The sequence below is a fragment of the Lysobacter sp. Hz25 genome, from assembly GCF_046097045.1.
In the GTDB taxonomy this organism is placed as follows: Bacteria; Pseudomonadota; Gammaproteobacteria; order Xanthomonadales; family Xanthomonadaceae; genus Lysobacter; species Lysobacter antibioticus_B.
This window is the reverse complement of sequence record NZ_CP175666.1, coordinates 1,221,929-1,240,811: the sequence shown is the minus strand read 5'-3', so window position 1 is coordinate 1,240,811 and position 18,883 is coordinate 1,221,929. Positions and strand designations below refer to the sequence as shown.

Below are 18,883 nucleotides of genomic sequence, written 5' to 3'. Positions count from 1 at the left end.
ACCGCTCCCCCTTTTTCCAGCCGTAGTGTGAACTAGGACAGTTCATAGTCCCAGGGACCCGCCGACATTACTTGCGTCGCTTGCAACGCGCTGTCTCGCCAACTGGTCGACCACACCAACTTGCCGCGCGTCGCCGTGGCGGCGGCCTTCAACTGGTTGGACAGGGCCGTAGCATCGCCTGCCGCGAAATAGTCGGCGCGATCGCCAGCGATCTCACGGAAAACCGCGATATCGCTGAGCAACAGCGGTCGGTCGTAGCGGGCCGCTTCGATCAGCGGCAGGCCGAAACCCTCCGCATCCGAGGCCTGCAGGATGCGACCCGCGCTGCGGTAGGCGTAATTCAGATCGGCATCGGACAGACCCTGCAGCCAAAACAGGCGTTTGCCGTGCTCCGGGTGAGCAAGGATGCGCTCGCATAGCGACTCCACATTCCAGCCCTTCTTGCCGATGATGACCAGACGGCGTTGGTCGCCTTCGTGCCACAACCGCTCGAAGGCCTCCAAAGCCAGGTCGTGGCGCTTCCTGGGCTCGACGGTACCGACCATGAGCACGGCGTCGTCGGAGTCGCCCATCGCTGCCCGGACGCGTTCGGAAGGCCCATCGGTCTCGACCGTGGTTTTCTCGTCGACATCGCTGCCGAGCTGGATGTGGCCGATACGCAGACCGCTGCGGTGCGGCGCATTCTTCTGACCGATCCAGGCGTGCAGATCGTCGGCCACCGCGCGCGATATGCAGATCAGTCCGTCGCAGTTGGCCACCACGAAACTCAACCAGCGTTCGAACACGCGAGGCATGAACTCGACGCAATGCTGCGGGAAGCGCAATGGAATCAGATCGTAGACCATCGCATAGACGCGGCCGCCGTTCGCCCGCACTTCCTCGATCGACGCGCTGAAGCGCTCGGGGTTCTCCCAGCTCGCATCGAGCAGGAACAAGCTGTCGCCGATATCGATCGGGCGCGATTCGAACGGAACTGTCGTACGCACGCCGAGTTTCTCGGAAAGAAACTCCGGGACCGGATTCAGACGGTCGTCGGCATCGAGCGCGACCGGGATGCAACGCCGCGACGCCCCTTCGGTTAGGGCGAACTCGCGCACCAGATTCCTGACCACCCGCTGGACGCCGGTACCGTGGTCTACCCGGACCATCTCACCGACATCGACCAGCAAGCGCGTCCGCGCCTCAGACGACATCCGGTTCAAGGTGTTCTCCACCGAGGCCAGTTCGGACGCGGAGGCTTTCGCGGACTTGGAGAATGCGTTGATCAGGCGGGAGGCGAGCTCCTTACCGGTACGCTCCTTGCGTGCGCGGATCGACAGTGCGACGGCTCGCTCGTATTCCTCGGCCACCACAAACGGCGAATGCATTTTGCTGACGTAGTCGCGGCCGGCCTCCGCCTGCGCCAGGCGGTCGGTCGGCGCCCGCAACCATGCGTCCAGGCGATCGGCGACCTGCACAGGCTCGACCGCGGCGGTGATCTTCGCCACCGCATGATCGGGCAGTTCGGCGAACGAACCGTAGTCATTGACGATCACCGCCAGCCCGTGGCTCATGCAGTCGAGCACCGACTTGGAGGTCTCGCCCCGACTCAGCTGCCGAAGCTGGATCGCGACGTCGGCGGCGCGCAGATACTGCTCGTACTTTTCCTGACTAACGAAGCCGGCCACCTCGATCCGCTCGCGCATCGGATGGCCCTTGATCGCCTTGGTCACGGCTTGGCCGTAGTCGTCGCCGGGCATGCCGCCGACGAACACGAATCGCAATTCGCTCCTCTCGCGCAATCGCGGGTCCGCCAGGGCTTCGAGTATTTCGAGATTCAGCTTGGTATCGGCGATAAAACCGAAGGAAACGATCAACAGCTCATGCTCGGAAATGCCGAGCGACGCGCGAATGCGGTTGCGACTCTCATCGTCGATCGCTGCGCGCGTCTCCTGCGGCATCGACACCCGCATGAGGGGCCCGCGCGGTATCGCCGGGAAAAAGCTTCGCGCCATGTCGACGGCATGCGCGGAGTGGACCGCGACCGCATCGGCCTGCTCGAGCACGCGCCGCGAAGCCGGATAAACCTGTCTGGCCGCCAAAGCGCCGTGCCGGTCCAGCAAGTCGACTGCGCCGCAGCCGTGGGAGAACTCGAGCTCGGCCGCGAAAAGTCCCGGCGCCATCCCGACTTCGTCCATGTTCGCCAGCATCGAGCTTAAGAAGAAGTCGTGCAGGACGACCATGCCGGGAACTTCGCTAAGCAATCCGAACATGTGCGCGTGGAACGGCGAGTTACCGAACTGATAGACGACCTGGTCGTACTGCGCCGCGTTCGCATGAAGTTCCTGCCACGGACGCACGCGGCCGACACTCGCCGCATCCTTCACAGCCGACAGGTCGGCACTGGTGTAGACGTCGACATCCATGCGGATGGACAGGGCCGGCAGCAGCTCGGCGATATAATCCGCGATCCCCGTCTGCTCGGGCCGCATCGGCGTGACCAGGGCGATTTTTAGCCGCCTCTCGATCGGCACTTGCTTACCGGTCTTGCGACGCTCCAGCGCCTCCTGCCAGGCCTGCCTCGACAATTCAGCGGTGCGCCGCCAGGTGAACTCGCGCGCGCGCTGCAAGCCGGTTTCACGCAGGCTCGCACGGAAACCGTCGTCGCTTAGCGCGCGGCTCAGGCACTGCGCGGCGTCCGAAGTGGATGCCGCATTGAACAGGGCATCCGGGCGGCCGATCACTTCCGGCAAGCTGGAATTGTCGCCGGCGATCGTCGGCGCGCCGCAGGCCATCGCCTCCAGCACCGGCAGTCCGAAGCCTTCGTACAAGGAGGGGAAGAAAAACACCTCACAGGCGCGGAACAACTGCTTGAGCGCCTCGTCGCTGATGCGACCGGTGATGACCAGATCGCTGGCCACCAGGCCGGCACGCGCCGCGACCTGCCGGATCGAGCGTTCATCGCCGACCTGGTTGAGCACCAGTTGTACGTCGCGCCTGAGCTCGCGTGGAACGGCCGCGAACGACTCCACCGCGCCTTGCAGGTTCTTACGCTGGTCTCCGTTGCCCGTATAGAGCACGAAGCGATCGCGTATGCCGAACTGGCGCTTGATCACGAGGTCGTCGCCGACCGCGGGCCGCTCGAAGAAATGCTCTTCGACGCCTGCATGAATGACCGCGAGCCGTTCGGACGGCAGCCCGAGCAGGCGCATCGCATCGGCCTTGGTGGCCTCGGAGATGCACAGGATCACTTCGAACTGGCACAGGTCAAGCAGCTTGCGCCGGTACCACCACCGATGTTCTTCGGCGGTCAGATACAGATGCGGGAAGATCTGCGGGATCAGGTCGTACAGGGTCACCGAGCTGACCGTCCCGGGCATCTTCGCCAGTTGCCCGAGGCCGCCGGCATGTTCGATGAAACCTTCGAACAAGCTGTTGACGTGAACGACGTCCGGCGAGAACGCGCTGTAGTGCTGCCGGATCAAGGCCTCAGCCGCCGGACGCAGGGTATCGCCGGGTGCCCCGTGGCCATGCACGGGACCGGGGTACGAATAACTGAATCTGTTCACCGGCCCTGCGCAGACCTCCAGCTGGCGATGAACCTGCGCAGCGCCGGCCGGATAGGTCTTGTCTATGCCGAGCAGGTATTCATCGTGCTCATGCCTCGCGGCAAGCAGTGCCCTGGTCAAATCCATGGAGTATCGACCGATGCCGCGCAAGCGCGACTCGGTCTGACATGCTTGCAGATCGATGGCGATTCGCATCCTGAGCCCCTGCCCTACAGCCGTTACTTGGACAGACGACGGATGTCGGCATCCACCATCATCGTGATCAACTCGCGCAGCGAGGTCTTCGGGCTCCAGCCGAGCTTGTCCTGGGCCTTGGCCGGGTTGCCCAGCAGGACGTCGACTTCGGCCGGACGGAAGAACTTCGGATCGATCACCAGATGGTCCTCGACCTTCAGGCCGACGTGCTCGAAGGCGATTTCGCACATGTCGCGCACGGTCGTGGTCTGGCCGGTCGCGACCACGTAGTCGTCGGCTTCGGCTTGCTGAGTCATCAGCCACATGGCTTCGACGTAATCGCCGGCGAAACCCCAATCGCGCTTGGAGTCGACGTTGCCCAGACGCAGTTCCTTCTGGCTGCCCAACTTGATACGCGCGACCGCGTCGGTGACCTTGCGGGTGACGAACTCGATCCCGCGCAGCGGCGACTCGTGGTTGAACAGGATGCCGCTCGAAGCATGCAGGCCGAAGCTCTCCCGATAGTTTACGGTCGCCCAATGCGCCATCAGCTTGGCCACGCCGTAAGGGCTTCGCGGGTAGAACGGCGTCTTCTCGTCCTGCATTTCGGCCTGGATCAGACCGAACATCTCGCTCGTCGATGCCTGATAGAAATGCGCCTTCGGATTGACGATGCGGACCGCCTCGAGCACGTTCAAAGCGCCGACGCCGTCGACTTGGGCGGTGAGCAAGGGCTGCTGCCACGAGCTTCCGACGAAGCTCTGCGCGCCGAGATTGTAGACCTCGGAAGCCTTGGAGGTTTCCACCGCGCGGATCATCGAGGAAAGATCGGTCAAGTCGCCGTCGAGCAACCGCACTTCCTGATCGATGCCGAGCTCGCGCAGACGCCAGAGCGTGTCGGTGCTGCGACGTGCGAGCACTCCGTACACGTCGTAGCCCTTGCCCAGGAGAAGCTTCGACAGATAGGCGCCATCCTGTCCCGTGATGCCCGTAATCAGTGCTGCCTTGTTATTGCTCATGTTGAACCCTTGCGTCTTCAAGTATGTCGAGGAGAGTTGTGTTCATCGGAATGGCCGGTTTCCATTCCGTATCGCGCCGCAGCGCGCTGGCATCGGCGACCATGCGTCGCTGTTCGGCAGGGCGCATCTTGCTCGGGTCCTGGCGGATCTCGACCTCGACCTGCGCCAGTCGGCACATGTCTTCGAGCAGATCGCGCACCCGCCGTTCCTGGCCGGAGCCGATTAGATAAGTGCGTCCCGACGCGCCACGGGCGAACATCGCCGCATAGGCGGCCACGACGTCGCGCACGTCGGTGAAATCGCGGGTGGCGTCGATGTCACCGGCTTCTATGACCGGCTCACGCTGGCCTTGCTCGATGGCGACGACCTGCTTGGCCAGCGCCGGCAGGACGAAGCGTGCGTCCTGCCCGGGACCGACATGATTGAATGGACGCGCGATCATGACGTCCAGGCCTTCGGTACGCTGCCACTGCAGGCAGAGCTCTTCGGCCGCGACCTTGCTGACCGCATACGGGCTGCGCGGTTGCGCGACGTAGGATTCCGTTACCGGCAACGCCTCGTCCGGCACCCGGCCGAACACGTCGCCGCTGCTGACGAAGATCATGCGCCCGGCAAATCCTGTCGCCGACAAGCCGCGCAGCAGGTTCAAGGTGCCGAGCAGATTGATCTCGAAGGTTTCTTTCGGGGCCTGGAAAGAGCGCGGCACGAAACTCTGCGCTGCCAGATGCAGCACCGCATCGGGCCGGGCCTGTTCGACTGCACGCGTTACCGCATCCTCATCGCGAATATCCCAGCCCGAGGCCGGGGTAGAGAATTTCCACCCGGCCAGCGGACCATGTTCGGAACACGCGGCGCGTACGTGCCGGCCGACGAAGCCCGATCCGCCGGTGACGAACAGCCGTCGCAGCGCCGAGGTCATGCGCGCCTCCCGATGACCGCATAGTCGGGGGCCGCCCGCATCTGCTGGATCATTATGTTGATCGAGTCCGCGCCCGGCACGTCGTCGGGCAGCAGTTCGGGAGCATGCAGCTCGCGCGCTATCGTCCAGCGCTTGATCTCGACATTGGCGAAGCCGCGCGCTTCGACCAGCCAGCTCAGGGTCTGGGGCGGCAATGGGTTACGGTGGGTCGGATCGTTGTAGAAGTACAACGAAGCGACCTGCAGGTTCTCCGGATTGGGCGTTTCCAGCGCCAACACGCCGCCTGGGACGAGCACGCGTTGGCACTCGTCCAGCAGGTCGATCAATACGGTGAACGGCAGATGCTCGGCAATGTGCATCCCGGTAACCGCACCTATGGATGCATCGGGCAACTTCCGGATCAACTCGAGCACATCCCCCTCCAAGACATCCAGACCCCGCTCGCGACATTTGGCAAGAAACGCACTGTTGGAATCGATCCCGATCGCAGTCAGGCCATGCTCTTTGAGCAAGTCCAACCAGTCGCCGCGACCGCAGCCCAAATCCAGAACCGGCGCCTCCGGAGTCCCCCCTTGGGCCGTCTTGATGATTTCCAGATAAGGCATGGCCCGCTCGCGAATCAGATCGAGCGGGCCTCTGAAGGATTCCTCGAATGCGACGTAGAGCGGGTCCAGGGACTTCTCGAATGCCTGTACCCGGTCCTGCCTTCTCTTATCCTCTTCGAGTGTACTTTCGAGCACTGCGATGCGCTCGTGAAACTGAGACGCTATCGTGGTCAGAATCTCGCCAAGCTCCTCGGTTTGCTGGGCGCGGGCGGTATCGACGGCATCGATCCGGCGCTGCGACGAGCCCAACCGGACCACGGCATGCAACCAGCCGATAATCGGCCCGACGAACCGGCGCTGGCGCCACTTGCTGAGTGTGAACGGCACCAGTAGCCCATCGATATGGACCGCGCGCGCCATCCCCTCGGGCGACCAACGCAAGTTCCCGAGAATTCCGACCTTCGTCGCGTGGCCCGAGCGCAGTCGCGACAGGCAGGCCTGCAGTCCGGCCGGATCGGCCGGACGGCGCAGAATCGCCTGGTAGGCGTTCTCGACGAAATTCCGGTCGGCGAACGCGAGCAGCTCGCCCAATGAATAGGAGGACTTGAGCTCGATCGACTTGGTCGACCAATGCCTGAACTCCTCGCTGAAGAGGCTGTTGGCGGACATCACCCCGCTCAAGCCGTCCCTGCGCTGGAACAGCCCTTCGCGGACCTCGCGCATGATCAAGTCGGCATTGAGTTTCATAGCACACCTTCAGCCGCGCACAGCGACCGGAACGAGGTGCTTTGCGCGTCCGGGAGACTCGGCATGGGGTCACTCATGATGGGTGGCACCGCTCGGCGACTTGAATCCGGGCAGCGGATCGGTCTTGCCTTCCGCCTTGCTGATGGCGATGCGGGCAGGCAGATGCGCGACGCCGACGAACTTGGCTTTGTCTGTATTAGCCACAGTGAACATTAACGCCAGATCCTTCCACTGATAGTTGTTGACCAAATGGGTTTCGGAGCTCGACAGCGCCAACGAGATCGAATAGCTGCCAGGTCCGAGCTCGGCACGGAAATGGACATCGAACTCGATCAGCTCGCCTTTCTCGGCGCGCTCGACCGTTTGCCCGGTGTAATAGGTGTTGGTCCCGTAAACCGGCTGCCCCAACCGATCGCGCAGCATGTAGCCGAATACCAGCCGATCGATGTCGGTATTGAGCCGCACGCGGGCGCGCAGCACGACCGGCGCACCGACGGCGATGTACTCGACCTCCTTGCCTTCCGCATCGAGCAACTGCAGCGATTCGAATACCGCCTCGCCGGAACCGGACTGGGTCGCGACGAACTTTTCCTGGCGATCGACGCTGATCGTCGCGTTCTCTTTCTCGGCGATCAGTGCGTTGTAGTAGTCGAATATTTCCTGCGGCTTGCCGTCGAGCAGCACGCGTCCGGATTCGAGCAGGATCGCGCGATCGCACATCGACTGGATCGCCGAGGCATCGTGCGAAACGATCAGGAGCGTCGTCCCGGCTTCGCGATATTCGCGGATCCGTTGGAAGCTCTTGTGGATGAAGTAGGCATCGCCGACCGCCAGCGCCTCGTCGACGATCAACAGGTCCGGACGCACCGCCGTGGCCACACTGAACGCCACGCGCATCTGCATGCCGCTGGAATAGGTGCGCACGGGCTCGTCGAAATATTCGCCGATTTCGGCGAACCCCTCGATCGCCGGCATGATCTGTTCGATCACCGCCTGGCTGTGGCCCATAAGTCCGGCCGAGTGGTAAGCGTTCTGGCGCCCGGTCAGGTCGGGATTGAAGCCCATGCCGAGTTCCAGGATCGCCGAGACCCGCCCGACGCTGCTGACGCTGCCTTCGGTCGGACGGGTCGTGCCCGTGATGAGCTTCAGCAAGGTGCTTTTACCGGCTCCGTTTTGTCCGACGATGCCGACGCTCTCGCCCTTGGAAATCGTGAAGTCCACATGGCGCAGCACCCAGTGCTCTTCGGCCGCCTTGACCGGCAAGCCGAACCACGACAGCGTGCGCAACCATTCGCTGTTCCAGCGACGGTAGGCCTTGCCCAAACCACGGACGTGCAGTTCGCCGCTCATAGCGCATCCACCATCTCGGGGCTGGCCCTGCGGAACAGGGTCAACGCGACCAGCGCGAGTACGACCGAGGCCACAGCCAACCAGCCCAGTTCGCCCCACAGCGGCGGTTTGTCGAAGACCAGGACGTTCTGATAGCTGGTGACCAGCGGATGCAGCGGATTGAGCTTGAACCAGAACTGGTACTTCACGGGCAGAATGCTCAGGCTGTAGACCACCGGCGTGAGCCAGAACATGGCCTGCAGGATCACCGGCACCACTTGGCCGACATCACGCATGAAGACATTGAGTACTCCCAGGATCAGCCCGACCGACATCGCCAGGAGCAGATTGAGGACGATCAGCACCGGCAGCCACAGCGCCTGTCCGCTCGGGTAGTGACCCAAGGCAGCGAAGACCACGAAGATCGCGACCAGCAACAGGAAGTTGTTGACGAGCATCGTACCGGCAGCGATCAGCGGCAGGCAGATTCGTGGGAACGCCATTTTCTTCATCAGGTTGCCGCTGTCTATAAACAGATTCAGGCAACGCGATATGGTTTCGGCGAACAGCGACCACCCCATCATGCCCGCCATCAGGTACAGCGCATAGGCGTACTTGTTGTCGATGCCGGGCAACTTGGCCGCCAGCACTTCCGACAAAATCAGGGCGAAGATCAGGACCTGCGCCAATGGATGGATGATCATCCACAACCCGCCGAGCTTGCTGCGAATGAATCGCACATGCAGGTCGTTCCGTATCGACGAAAGAATGAAGTAGCGATATCGCCAGACGGCGAAAAACAGATCACGCATGAGAGTTCACCTAAACCTCGAATCGATGGATGGCGAGACATCAAGACCGCTTGCGGTGTCGCTGAATGACGCTGACACGGATCGATTCATTCCTTACACATTGAGCGGATGGGCATTGGTGCCGGGTTGCGGCAACGCAGATAGGGCCTCGAACCGCTCGATCAGTACCCGGGCCGCATCGCGCGGAGACAACGTCGCCCGGACGTCCTGCGCAGCGCGCGCGCCGAGGCGCTGCGCATAATCGCGATCGTCGGCGAGCCGGAGCATCCTGACCGCAGCGTGGTCGACGTCGGCATCCGCCCAGACCGCGCCCGGCGAATGCGGATACTCGCCCTCGCCCACCGGAATCAATCGATAATCGACCAGGGCGCTGTTGTTCTCGGTCATGAAATCGAGATTCCCGGACCAAGCCGTTCCGATGACCGGCTTGCCCATGGCCATGCACTCGGCCAGGCCCAGGCCGAAGCCTTCGGCGCGATGCAGGGAAACGTAGACGTCGGCGCAACGTTGCAAGGCATGCACATGGGCGCGGTCGATCACCTCGTCGCGCACGATGATGCGCGGGTCCTGCTTGGCCGCATTCAACAACAGCAGGAACTTGTCCGGATGGCGGTGTCCGTTGCTGGACTTCAACAGCAGGCGGACACCTTCGCGTTCCGGAGGAAAGGCTTTTCGGAATGCTTCGACGACCGCGAACGGGTTCTTGCGGTGCACCCAGGAATTGAAGTCGAACGTGCACAGAAATACGAACTCGTCGGCCTGCAGGCCGAAGTCCTCGCGTTGCAGGCCGCTATCGGGTACGGCGCTGAGCGGCAACGGCACGCAGGTGATCGGCTTGTCGGTAACACGCCGGAAAGCCTGTTCGACGAAGCTCGAGGCGACCATGATCTCGTCGACTTGGCCGACGGCTCGCAGCCAATCCTCGGGAATGTCCTGCAGTTCCCAGAACCAGCACGCGATCAGGTAACGGCCTTCGAGGCGCTCGCGGCCGATGTGCGCCAGGGCCTCGTCGAAATAATCGGGATTCACGAAAATCAGGCTGATCGCATGCGGCGTGTCCTGCCCCAGGTACGAGTCGAGGCTGCGATCGTCGCTGGAATGCTGCAGTTCGATCTCGATGTCGTGCAGCGCCACCGGGTAGCCGCTTTCGATCAAGGCACGCGCGTACATGCGCGCGCTTTCGGCCAGGCCGAACTGGCCGCGCAGATAGCCGAAGATATTGACGCCCGGACCGGCCGGCGATGTTACGACCGACGCCGGTAACGCTGACGCCACCGATTCGATCGGACGCGACCAGGCCGGCGTCCGTGCGAAACGCGCGCGTCGGCTGGCGCGCGCGGCAAGCACCGACGACACCTGGTTGCGCAGGGGCTGCGGAAAACGCCGGTAGATCGACTGCAACCAGCTCTGCCGCCTGATCCAGGCGGAAAAAGCCAGCAACAGCATCCCGCCGTTATCATTGGTTTGAGCTTGGGGACTCAAGATCGCGCCCTGGTCGAATCCACATCAATTCCGATCGTCGACATGCGCTCAACCTGCGAGCGCGCGCTCAAGCTCGGCACGCAGATCCGCCAGGTCCTCCACGCCCACGCTCAAGCGCACCAGGTTGTCGGTGATGCCCAGCGCGGCGCGGCGGTCCGGCGGAATCGAGGCGTGGGTCATTACGGCCGGGTGGTTGACCAGGCTTTCCACGCCGCCGAGCGATTCGGCGATGGTGAACAGTTCGCAGCGCTCCATCATCCGGCGCGCGCCGTCGAGGCCGCCCTTGACGTAGAGGCTGACCATGCCGCCGAAGCCGTGCATCTGCCGCTTGGCGAGTTCGTGCTGCGGGTGCGACTTGAGGCCGGGGTAGATCACCTTCTCGACCGCCGGGTGAGTCTCGAGCCATTCGGCCAGCGCCTGGGCGTTTTCGCAGTGGGCCTTCATGCGCAGGTGCAGGGTCTTGAGGCCGCGCAGGGCGAGGAAACTGTCGAACGGGCCCTGCACGGCGCCGACCGCGTTCTGCAGAAAGGTCATGCGCTCGGCGAGGTCGGCATCGTCGCCGACCACGGCGATGCCGCCGACGATGTCGGAGTGGCCGTTGAGGTACTTGGTCGCCGAGTGCATGACGATGTGCGCGCCGAGTTCGAGCGGGCGCTGCAGGATCGGCGAGGAGAAGGTGTTGTCGACCACCACCACCAGCCCGCGCTTGCGCGCGATCGTGGCGATGGCGGCGATGTCGACCAGCTTCAGCAGCGGGTTGGTCGGGGTCTCGATCCAGACCAGCTTGGTCTCGGGACGGATCGCGGCCTCGAACGCGGCGACGTCGCTGAGGTCGACCCAGCTGAAGTCCAGTCCGGCGGAACGGCGGCGGACGCGTTCGAACAGACGGTAGGTGCCGCCGTACACATCGTCCATCGCGATGACGTGGCTGCCGGCATCGAACAGTTCGAGGATGGTCGAGGTCGCGGCCAGGCCGGAAGCGAACGCGTACCCATGGCTGCCGCCTTCGAGGCCGGCGATGCAGCGCTCATAGGCGAAGCGGGTCGGGTTGTGGCTGCGCGAATACTCGAAGCCCTGGTGCTGGCCGGGGCTGCTTTGGGCATAGGTCGAGGTCGCATAGATCGGCGGCATCACCGCGCCCGTGCTCGGGTCGGGCGACTGACCGGCGTGGATCGCGAGGGTACCCAGGCCGAGCTTGCGGGCCCCGTCTTCCGGCTGCTGTTGGCTCATTGAATGCTTCCGATTCCGCCCATTGGCGCAACCGGGAATTCTAACATTGCCGTTGCGACCGGCCGCCGCGACGGCGCCTCACTTCAGGTCGGATGCAGGCGGGGTATGCAGATGGCCAAAGGCCGTCCGGAGGCCCGGCCTCGACGGCCGGACACAAGCTGAATGCGCGTCGGCCTGTCCACGCAGGCGGAGATAATGCTTCCGGGCGGGAGCTGCGCGGCGAGCCGCGAGCACTCGATCTGGCCGCCCCAGGAATGTGCTCCGTCTGGCGGCTGCGGGTAGCGGCCCGCGCCATCCCCGCCCCAAGCCGCCGCGGCCCCCGCCCGGCCAGCGGGCGGAAGCCCCGCGGCGCTTACTGCACCCGGCGGCGCAGGAAGTTGAGCAGGTCGATGCGCGTGATCAGCCCCAGGAAGCGCTCGCCGTCGACGACGATGGCGACATGGCCGCGGTCGAACACCGGCAGCAGCGATTCGATCGGCTGGCCGACCGGGATCTTGTCGAGTTTGCTGACCATGGCGGTCGAGACCGGGTCGCGGAACCGCGACTCGTCGCCGTACACGTGCAACAAGACGTCGCTCTCATCGACGATGCCGACGATGTGCTCGCCGTCCATGACCGGCAGCTGCGAGACGTCGTACAGCTTCATGCGCTGGTAGGCGGTGACCAGCAGGTCGCCCGGGCCGACCACCACCGTGTCGCGCTGCGAGTACGGGCGCAGGATCAGGTCGCGCAGGTCGCCGTGTTGTTCGCGCTGGATGAAGCCGTTGTCGAGCATCCAGTAGTCGTTGTACATCTTCGACAGGTACTTGTTGCCGGTGTCGCAGACGAACACCAGCACCTTCTTGGGCTCGGTCTGTTCCTGGCAGTACTTCAGCGCCGCCGCCAGCAGCGTGCCGGTCGAGGAACCGCCGAGGATGCCTTCCTTCTCGAGCAGCGAACGCGCGGTCAGGAAGCTTTCCTTGTCGCTGATCGCATAGGCCTTCTTGACCCGGGTGAAGTCGGAGATCGGCGGCAGGAAGTCCTCACCGATGCCCTCGACCATCCAACTGGCCGACTTGTCCGAGAGGGTGCCGCGGTTGATGTATTCCTCGAGGATCGAGCCGACCGGGTCGGCCAGGACCAGCTCGGTCTTGGGGGAGAGCTTGGCGAAAGCGCGCGACAGGCCGGTCATGGTGCCGGAGCTGCCGCAGCCGAAGACGATGGCGTCGAGGTCGCCGCCCATCTGTTCGAGGATCTCTGGGCCGGTGCCGAATTCGTGCGCGGCCGGATTGTCGGGGTTGCCGAACTGGTTGATGAAATAGGCGCCCGGGGTTTCGCGGGCGATGCGCTCGGCGAGGTCCTGGTAATAGTCCGGGTGGCCCTTGGCCACGTCCGAACGGGTCAGCACGACCTGCGCGCCCATCGCCTTGAGGTTGAAGATCTTCTCGCGGCTCATCTTGTCGGGCACCACCAGCAGCAGCTTGTACCCCTTCTGCTGGGCGACCAGGGCCAGGCCGATGCCGGTGTTGCCGGCGGTGCCTTCCACCAGGGTGTCGCCGGGCTTGATCTTGCCGGCTTTCTCGGCCGCTTCGATCATCGACAGGCCGATGCGGTCCTTGATCGAACCGCCGGGGTTCTGCGATTCGAGCTTGAGATACAGCTCGCAGACACCGGTGTCGAGACGCTGGGCCTTGACGATCGGGGTCTGGCCGATGAGTTCGAGTACGGAGGAATGAGTGGCCATGCGAATCCTGTGGGCCGCGACCATGCGGCGGACCCGGCCATTCTAGCGAGGCGTCGCGGGGCTGGCTTCGGTGCAGATGCGTTTCGGATCGAATCCGGCCGAGCGCAATCGCGCGGTGCCGGATCGCACACCATCGCGCCGACGCGAATTCGAGCGGGGTGGGGCCCAGGGCCGGATCGGATAGCGCCGGCTACGCCGCGCAGGGTTCGGTAGCCGCGAGCGGTGGCGACCGACGAGGATGGCCGCCACCGCCCGCGCTAAACCTGGAGCCGTCGGCCGCAGGCGGGCCGGGGTCCATACGATCAACGCCGGGAAACGCCTTCCCGACGGGCGCCGCACCGGCGTCGTAGCGCCGATGCCGCCTGGATCAATGCTGTTGGTCGTACAACTGGATCAAGCGGTCCTTTGCAGCCAGCTTCTCGCGCTTCATCTGCCCCAGGGTGGTGTCGTCGATCGGCAATACGCCGAGCTCGGCGTCCATGACCTTTTTGTCGAGGTCCTTGTGGCGCTGGTAGAGCTGTTTGAATTCCGGATTGCTCTTGATGAGCGCGTCGATTTCAGGCTGCGGTTGTTCTTCGAACATGAAAGCCTCCTTCAGCACGAATGCAAACGCCCCGGCCGTCAGACCAGGGCGTTGCGGGGGACCGTGAGGATCATCAGGCGCGGTGCGGCGTCCACTTCACGCAACCCGGCCGCATGCGGATGTGCGGCGGCGGGGTCCTGCGGAAAGGGCGTATCGGTCATCGGCCTGGCTCTTCGCCAAGCGGTCGGAGAACCGCTTGGGTATTTGACCCTACTCCTGTGCCTGGGATCCGGCAAGGGCGCTCTGCAACCGTTTTCAGGGGCGGGACAGCTGCGACCATGAGCGTCCAATGCAGAATTAACCCGTTGTTTTATCGAATATTTATAGCAAACCCTGAAAACATGAACAGCGGCGTCCCGGGCGCTCACAAAAACGCGCTCCGCACCCACGCCGTTCGTCGGAAGCGCAGCCGCCCGATACGGCAAGACGCCGCCCGGGCCCGACAGCGGGCGCCTGCGGCGCGACGGCGAGGACACTGTTCAAGCCGTCGACCCGGTCTCACACCGGGCCGAACGGAGCCTGGCTGGCCCGGGCCTAAACCCGGACGGCTTACTTCTTCTTCGGCTTGGGCTTGGGCGCCGGCTTCGGCGGGGTCGAGGACTGGCCGAGCAGCTCGGCTTCCTTGCGCGCCAGCTCGGCGTCGCGTTCACGCGCGGCGCGCAGCTTGGACGCCTGCTGGTTGGCGACGTTGTCGAGCAGGCCTTCGGCCTCCTGACGCGCCAGGGCCTCCTGGTCGGCGGCCTGGCGCAGGCGCTCGGCCTCCTCGGCCTGGATCTGGGCCTGCACGCGCAGGCGTTCGGCTTCGGCGCGGGCGCGATCGGCGTCGCGGCGGCTGGCTTCGACCAGCAGCTCGCTGCGCTCGCGATCGAGGCGGTCGACCTCGCGCTGGGCAAGCTGGGTGCGGGTCACGACCTCGGCGGTCTCGACCCGGCGGTCGGCGATGCGCAGGGCCCAAACGCGATCGCGGCTGCGGGCCTGGCGGACCGCATCGATCGCCTGGCGCGCACGCAGGCGCTCGAAGGCGCCGTAAGCGGCGGCGTCGGGATGGGCCTCGATCGCGGTCACCCGCTGCGCCAAGCGGGCGACTTCGGGGTCGTCGGCGGGTGCGGCGAAGGCCAGGCCGCAGGCCACGGACAGGGCCGCAAGCGCCGTCAGGCGCATAACGCGAAAGCGTGCGCTCATCGGTCGCCTCCCTGCAGGCGATTGCGCAATTCTGCGATCTCGGCTCTGCGTTGTTTGAGTTCGGCCTGGGTCAGGGTCTCGCGGCTGTGGGCGTAGGCCAGGTCGGCCTCGGCCGCCGCGGCCAGCGCCAAACGCCGCGCATCCTCGTCCTTGCCCTGCGACAGCGCGGCCTGGGCCGCGCTCAGCGCGGTGCGCGCGGCATTGAGGTCCTGCGGCGCATATTGGTCGGCGTCGGCGTCGGCCGCGCGCATGACCGCCTGCTGCGCGGAGGACAGTTCTCCGGTCGGCGGAGGCGTGGAGGCGCAGCCGGCCAGCCCGGAAGCGAGAACTGCGGCCAGCAGCGGCAATCGAATTTGTGCGAAGCTTGCGGTCATTGGGGAGCGCCGTACGGAAGGGATGTCGCACGGACATTGTCGGAAGCCGGCAGCGTGCTTGCAACGGCGCGCGCCGTCAACAAGGGGTGTGAATGCATGGACATCGGCTATTTCCTGAAGCTGATGACGGAAAAAAACGCGTCGGATATGTTCCTGACGACTGGCGCGCCGGTGTACATCAAGGTCGAGGGTCGCCTGTACCCGCTCGGCAATACCGGTCTGCCCCCGGGCATGGTCAAGAAGATCGCCTATTCGTTGATGGACGAGGGCCAGGTACCGCTGTTCGAGCGTGACCTGGAGTTGAACATGGCGCTAGCCCTGCCCGACGCCGGCCGTTTCCGCATCAACGTTTTCAAGCAGCGCGGCGAAGTCGGCATGGTCATCCGCGCCATCCGCAGCATCATTCCGAGCATCGAAGAGCTGCAGCTGCCGCAGGTGCTCAAGCAGATCATCATGGCGCCGCGCGGCCTGGTCCTGATCGTCGGTTCGACCGGCTCGGGCAAGTCGACCACGCTGGCTTCGATGATCGACCACCGCAACAGCAGTACCGCCGGGCACATCCTCACCATCGAGGACCCGATCGAGTATCTGCACAAGCACAAGAAGTCGATCGTGAACCAGCGCGAGGTCGGCCTGGACACCCACGCTTTCCACAACGCGCTCAAGAACGCGATGCGCGAAGCGCCGGACGTGATCCTGATCGGCGAAATCCTCGACGCCACGACCATGGAGGCGGCGATCGCCTTCGCCGAAACCGGTCACTTGTGCCTGGCGACGCTGCACTCGAACAACGCCGACCAGACCCTGGAGCGCATCCTCAACTTCTTCCCCGAGGCCGCGCACAAGAACGTGTTGATGAACCTGGCCCTGAACCTAAAGGCGGTGGTCTCGCAACGCCTGGTGATCGGCGTCGACGGACGCCGCCTGCCGGCCGCGGAAATCCTCATCAACACCCCGCACGTGCGCGATCTGATGCGCCGCGGCCAGGTCCACGAGATCAAGCAGGCGATGGAAGAGTCGCTCGAAGAAGGCATGGAGTCGTTCGACCAGTGCCTGTTCCGCCTCTACAAAGAGGGCCGGATCGAGATGGAAGAGGCGCTCAAGGCGGCCGACTCGCGCGACGGCCTGGCGCTGAAGTTCCGCCTGTCCGAAGGCGGCACCGGCGAGCACGACCCTTACGCGGACATGTACGACGCGACCGCCGCGCAGCACTGACGCGGACGCAGCGCGCAAAACAAAGCCGGCCGTCGCGAGACGGCCGGCTTTTTTGCGGCCACGAGCGGCCACGAGCGGCCGCTCGGCGCGACGGCCTCAGGCCGGCGGGCGGTCCGGCTGGTTTTCCGGACGCGCGGCGTCGAACTCGGGCAAGGCCAGGCACGCCGCTTCGATCCGTAGCAGGGTCGGGTAGGCTTCCAGCGGCACGCCGAAACGGCGCGCGTTATAGAGCTGCGGCACCAGGCAACAATCGGCCAGCCCGGGCAGGTCGCCGACGCAGTAAACGCCGGTGGCCGGGTCCTCGGCGAGCATCGTTTCCAACGCGGTGAAACCCTCGGAAATCCAGTGTTTGACCCAGCCGTCGCGCTCGGGCTGCGGCACGTTCCAGGTGCCGTCGAGGTACTTCAGTACGCGCAGATTGTTGAGCGGGTGGATTTCGCAGGCGATGGTCTGGGCGATCGCGCGTACCCGATGGCGCTCGCGCGCGGTCGTCGGCAGCAGGTTCGGCCGCGGCCAGGTCTCGTCGAGGTATTCCAGGATCGCGATCGACTGGGTCAGGGTGCGCTGGCCGTGCTGCAACACCGGCACCAGCCCCTGCGGATTGAGTTCGCGATAGGCCGCAGCGTGCTGTTCGCCGCCGTCGCGGACCAAGTGGACCGGCACGGTCTCGTAGTCCAGGCCCTTGAGGTTCAGGCCGATGCGCACCCGATACGAGGCGCTGGAACGCCAGTACGAATACAACCGTAATTGTTCGCTCACCCGAATGCGCCTCGCTTGCCTTGCCCGATCGGCAGGACGCAAACCTTACCGGTTGCGCCGTGCCGTCGGACGACCTCTCGTCGTACGCGCTGCTGCCGTCAAGCGGAAGGACGTTCCATGCGCTGCTCGATCGCACCGAAGATGCTGCGGCCTTCGGCGTCGAGCATCTCGATGCGCACGGTGTCGCCGAACTTCATGAAAGGCGTCGACGGCTTGCCGTGCTCCAGGGTCTCGACGGTGCGCTTCTCTGCGAAGCACGACGCGCCCAGGCTGGTGTCTTCGTTGGCCACGGTGCCGGAGCCGACGATGGTGCCGGCCGACAGCGGCCGGGTCTTGGCGGCGTGGGCGACGAGTTGGGCGAAATTGAACTGCATGTCGATGCCGGCCTCGGGCGCGCCGAACCATGCGCCGTTGATGTGGGTCAGCAACGGGCGGTGGACCTTGCTGTCGATCCAGGCCGGGCCGAGTTCGTCGGGGGTGACGAACACCGGGCTCAGCGCCGAACGCGGCTTGGACTGCAGGAAGCCGAAGCCCTTGGCGAGCTCATTCGGAATCAGATTGCGCAGGGACACATCGTTGACCAGGCCGATCAGCTGGATGTGCGCGGCCGCCGCTTCGGGCGTCGCCGCCATCGGCACGTCGTCGGTGACGATCACGACCTCGGCTTCCAGGTCGATGCCGTAGTCCTCGCTGACCACGCGCACCGGATCGCGCGGGCCGTAGAAACCGGCGCTGACCGCCTGGTACATCAGCGGATCCACGTAGAAGCTTTCCGGCACCTCGGCGCCGCGGGCGCGGCGCACGCGCTCGACATGCGGCAAGTAAGCGCTGCCGTCGACGAACTCGTAGGCGCGCGGCAAGGGCGCGGCCAGGGCGGCGAAATCGACCTCGAAGGCATCCGCGGCGCGACCCTCGTTGAGCGCGTCCGACAGGGCGTTGAGGCGCGGCGCGGTGTTCGACCAGTCCTCCAGCGCGCGCTGCAGGGTGTCGGCGATGCCGGTGGCGCGCACGGCGCGAGTCAGGTCGCGCGAGACGACGATCAGCGTGCCGTCGCGGCCGCCTTCCTTCAGGGATCCGAGTTTCATCCAGGCCTCGATGTCGATGCAGGGCGCCGCAGCGCGATGGTTTCAATTGTAACCACTTGCGCGCCGGTTATCACCGCCGGGCGGCGGCCGGGCCCATTCGGGCCGACCGGATCGCCTGTCGTGAGGGGCGCGCCCCGGGGTCCGCGGGCGCCGTTTC

16 protein-coding genes are annotated in these 18,883 nt (G+C 64.8%); 1 reads left to right on the top strand and 15 read right to left on the bottom strand.

Annotation, left to right across the window (positions count from 1 at the left end; translation table 11 throughout):
• Positions 1–32: 32 nt before the first annotated feature.
• From ACKN61_RS05155 to ACKN61_RS05095, 13 genes are all read right to left on the bottom strand, one after another.
• Positions 33–3,743: a glycosyltransferase gene (locus ACKN61_RS05155; RefSeq protein WP_408952595.1), complete on the bottom strand. Its 3,711-nt coding sequence runs from the start codon at positions 3,741–3,743 to the stop codon at positions 33–35.
• Between the two features lie 23 nt (positions 3,744–3,766).
• Positions 3,767–4,741, bottom strand: a complete 975-nt coding sequence (locus ACKN61_RS05150) for a GDP-mannose 4,6-dehydratase (RefSeq protein ID WP_408952594.1) — start codon at positions 4,739–4,741, stop codon at positions 3,767–3,769.
• Positions 4,731–5,660: a GDP-mannose 4,6-dehydratase gene (locus tag ACKN61_RS05145; protein WP_408952593.1), complete on the bottom strand. Its 930-nt coding sequence runs from the start codon at positions 5,658–5,660 to the stop codon at positions 4,731–4,733. Before ACKN61_RS05145 ends, ACKN61_RS05150 begins: the two co-directional genes overlap by 11 nt.
• On the bottom strand, positions 5,657–6,952 hold the full coding sequence (locus ACKN61_RS05140) for a methyltransferase domain-containing protein (protein ID WP_408952592.1): 1,296 nt from the start codon (positions 6,950–6,952) through the stop codon (positions 5,657–5,659). The genes ACKN61_RS05145 and ACKN61_RS05140 overlap by 4 nt, the downstream gene beginning before the upstream one ends.
• Positions 6,953–7,021: 69 nt before the next feature.
• Positions 7,022–8,302: an ABC transporter ATP-binding protein gene (locus ACKN61_RS05135; RefSeq protein ID WP_408952591.1), complete on the bottom strand. Its 1,281-nt coding sequence runs from the start codon at positions 8,300–8,302 to the stop codon at positions 7,022–7,024.
• Positions 8,299–9,093 carry an ABC transporter permease gene (locus tag ACKN61_RS05130; RefSeq protein WP_408952590.1) on the bottom strand — a complete coding sequence of 265 codons (795 nt, stop codon included), beginning with the start codon at positions 9,091–9,093 and terminating at the stop codon, positions 8,299–8,301. Before ACKN61_RS05130 ends, ACKN61_RS05135 begins: the two co-directional genes overlap by 4 nt.
• A 93-nt stretch (positions 9,094–9,186) precedes the next feature.
• Positions 9,187–10,539 carry a glycosyltransferase family 4 protein gene (locus ACKN61_RS05125; RefSeq protein ID WP_408952589.1) on the bottom strand — a complete coding sequence of 451 codons (1,353 nt, stop codon included), beginning with the start codon at positions 10,537–10,539 and terminating at the stop codon, positions 9,187–9,189.
• Positions 10,540–10,623: 84 nt separating this feature from the next.
• Positions 10,624–11,805, bottom strand: a complete 1,182-nt coding sequence (locus tag ACKN61_RS05120; RefSeq protein ID WP_408952588.1) for a cystathionine gamma-synthase — start codon at positions 11,803–11,805, stop codon at positions 10,624–10,626.
• A gap of 352 nt (positions 11,806–12,157) precedes the next feature.
• On the bottom strand, positions 12,158–13,528 hold the full coding sequence (locus ACKN61_RS05115) for a pyridoxal-phosphate dependent enzyme (protein ID WP_408952587.1): 1,371 nt from the start codon (positions 13,526–13,528) through the stop codon (positions 12,158–12,160).
• A 367-nt stretch (positions 13,529–13,895) separates the two neighbouring features.
• Positions 13,896–14,111 carry a YdcH family protein gene (locus tag ACKN61_RS05110; protein ID WP_031371506.1) on the bottom strand — a complete coding sequence of 72 codons (216 nt, stop codon included), beginning with the start codon at positions 14,109–14,111 and terminating at the stop codon, positions 13,896–13,898.
• A gap of 38 nt (positions 14,112–14,149) precedes the next feature.
• Positions 14,150–14,272 (bottom strand): hypothetical protein, encoded by a 123-nt coding sequence (locus tag ACKN61_RS05105; RefSeq protein ID WP_408952586.1) that lies wholly within the window; start codon positions 14,270–14,272, stop codon positions 14,150–14,152.
• A gap of 388 nt (positions 14,273–14,660) precedes the next feature.
• A complete protein-coding gene (locus tag ACKN61_RS05100) occupies positions 14,661–15,293 on the bottom strand; it encodes a hypothetical protein (RefSeq protein ID WP_408952585.1) in 633 nt (210 codons plus the stop codon).
• Positions 15,290–15,667: a DUF4398 domain-containing protein gene (locus ACKN61_RS05095; RefSeq protein WP_408952584.1), complete on the bottom strand. Its 378-nt coding sequence runs from the start codon at positions 15,665–15,667 to the stop codon at positions 15,290–15,292. The genes ACKN61_RS05100 and ACKN61_RS05095 overlap by 4 nt, the downstream gene beginning before the upstream one ends.
• A gap of 96 nt (positions 15,668–15,763) precedes the next feature.
• Here ACKN61_RS05095 and ACKN61_RS05090 point away from each other — a divergent pair, with 96 nt between their 5' ends.
• Positions 15,764–16,882, top strand: coding sequence for a PilT/PilU family type 4a pilus ATPase (locus ACKN61_RS05090; protein WP_408952583.1), 1,119 nt, complete (start codon positions 15,764–15,766; stop codon positions 16,880–16,882).
• 96 nt (positions 16,883–16,978) lie between these two features.
• On the opposite strand, the gene maiA is transcribed toward ACKN61_RS05090, so the two are convergent.
• Positions 16,979–17,641, bottom strand: a complete 663-nt coding sequence (gene maiA / locus ACKN61_RS05085) for a maleylacetoacetate isomerase (protein WP_408952582.1) — start codon at positions 17,639–17,641, stop codon at positions 16,979–16,981.
• Between the two features lie 98 nt (positions 17,642–17,739).
• Positions 17,740–18,726 (bottom strand): fumarylacetoacetate hydrolase family protein, encoded by a 987-nt coding sequence (locus ACKN61_RS05080; RefSeq protein WP_223619679.1) that lies wholly within the window; start codon positions 18,724–18,726, stop codon positions 17,740–17,742.
• Between the last annotated feature and the right edge of the window lie 157 nt (positions 18,727–18,883).

Bases quoted from the DNA above. Each gene is read 5' to 3' on its own strand.
- ACKN61_RS05090 (WP_408952583.1), top strand. From the start codon at position 15,764: ATGGACATCGGCTATTTCCTGAAGCTGATGACGGAAAAAAACGCGTCG.
- ACKN61_RS05135 (WP_408952591.1), bottom strand. From the start codon at position 8,302: ATGAGCGGCGAACTGCACGTCCGTGGTTTGGGCAAGGCCTACCGTCGC.
- ACKN61_RS05120 (WP_408952588.1), bottom strand. From the start codon at position 11,805: ATGAGCCAACAGCAGCCGGAAGACGGGGCCCGCAAGCTCGGCCTGGGT.
- ACKN61_RS05115 (WP_408952587.1), bottom strand. From the start codon at position 13,528: ATGGCCACTCATTCCTCCGTACTCGAACTCATCGGCCAGACCCCGATC.
- ACKN61_RS05155 (WP_408952595.1), bottom strand. From the start codon at position 3,743: ATGCGAATCGCCATCGATCTGCAAGCATGTCAGACCGAGTCGCGCTTG.
- ACKN61_RS05095 (WP_408952584.1), bottom strand. From the start codon at position 15,667: ATGACCGCAAGCTTCGCACAAATTCGATTGCCGCTGCTGGCCGCAGTT.
- ACKN61_RS05150 (WP_408952594.1), bottom strand. From the start codon at position 4,741: ATGAGCAATAACAAGGCAGCACTGATTACGGGCATCACGGGACAGGAT.
- ACKN61_RS05110 (WP_031371506.1), bottom strand. From the start codon at position 14,111: ATGTTCGAAGAACAACCGCAGCCTGAAATCGACGCGCTCATCAAGAGC.
- ACKN61_RS05080 (WP_223619679.1), bottom strand. From the start codon at position 18,726: ATGAAACTCGGATCCCTGAAGGAAGGCGGCCGCGACGGCACGCTGATC.
- ACKN61_RS05105 (WP_408952586.1), bottom strand. From the start codon at position 14,272: ATGACCGATACGCCCTTTCCGCAGGACCCCGCCGCCGCACATCCGCAT.
- ACKN61_RS05145 (WP_408952593.1), bottom strand. From the start codon at position 5,660: ATGACCTCGGCGCTGCGACGGCTGTTCGTCACCGGCGGATCGGGCTTC.
- ACKN61_RS05125 (WP_408952589.1), bottom strand. From the start codon at position 10,539: ATGCTGTTGCTGGCTTTTTCCGCCTGGATCAGGCGGCAGAGCTGGTTG.
- ACKN61_RS05140 (WP_408952592.1), bottom strand. From the start codon at position 6,952: ATGAAACTCAATGCCGACTTGATCATGCGCGAGGTCCGCGAAGGGCTG.
- ACKN61_RS05130 (WP_408952590.1), bottom strand. From the start codon at position 9,093: ATGCGTGATCTGTTTTTCGCCGTCTGGCGATATCGCTACTTCATTCTT.
- ACKN61_RS05100 (WP_408952585.1), bottom strand. From the start codon at position 15,293: ATGAGCGCACGCTTTCGCGTTATGCGCCTGACGGCGCTTGCGGCCCTG.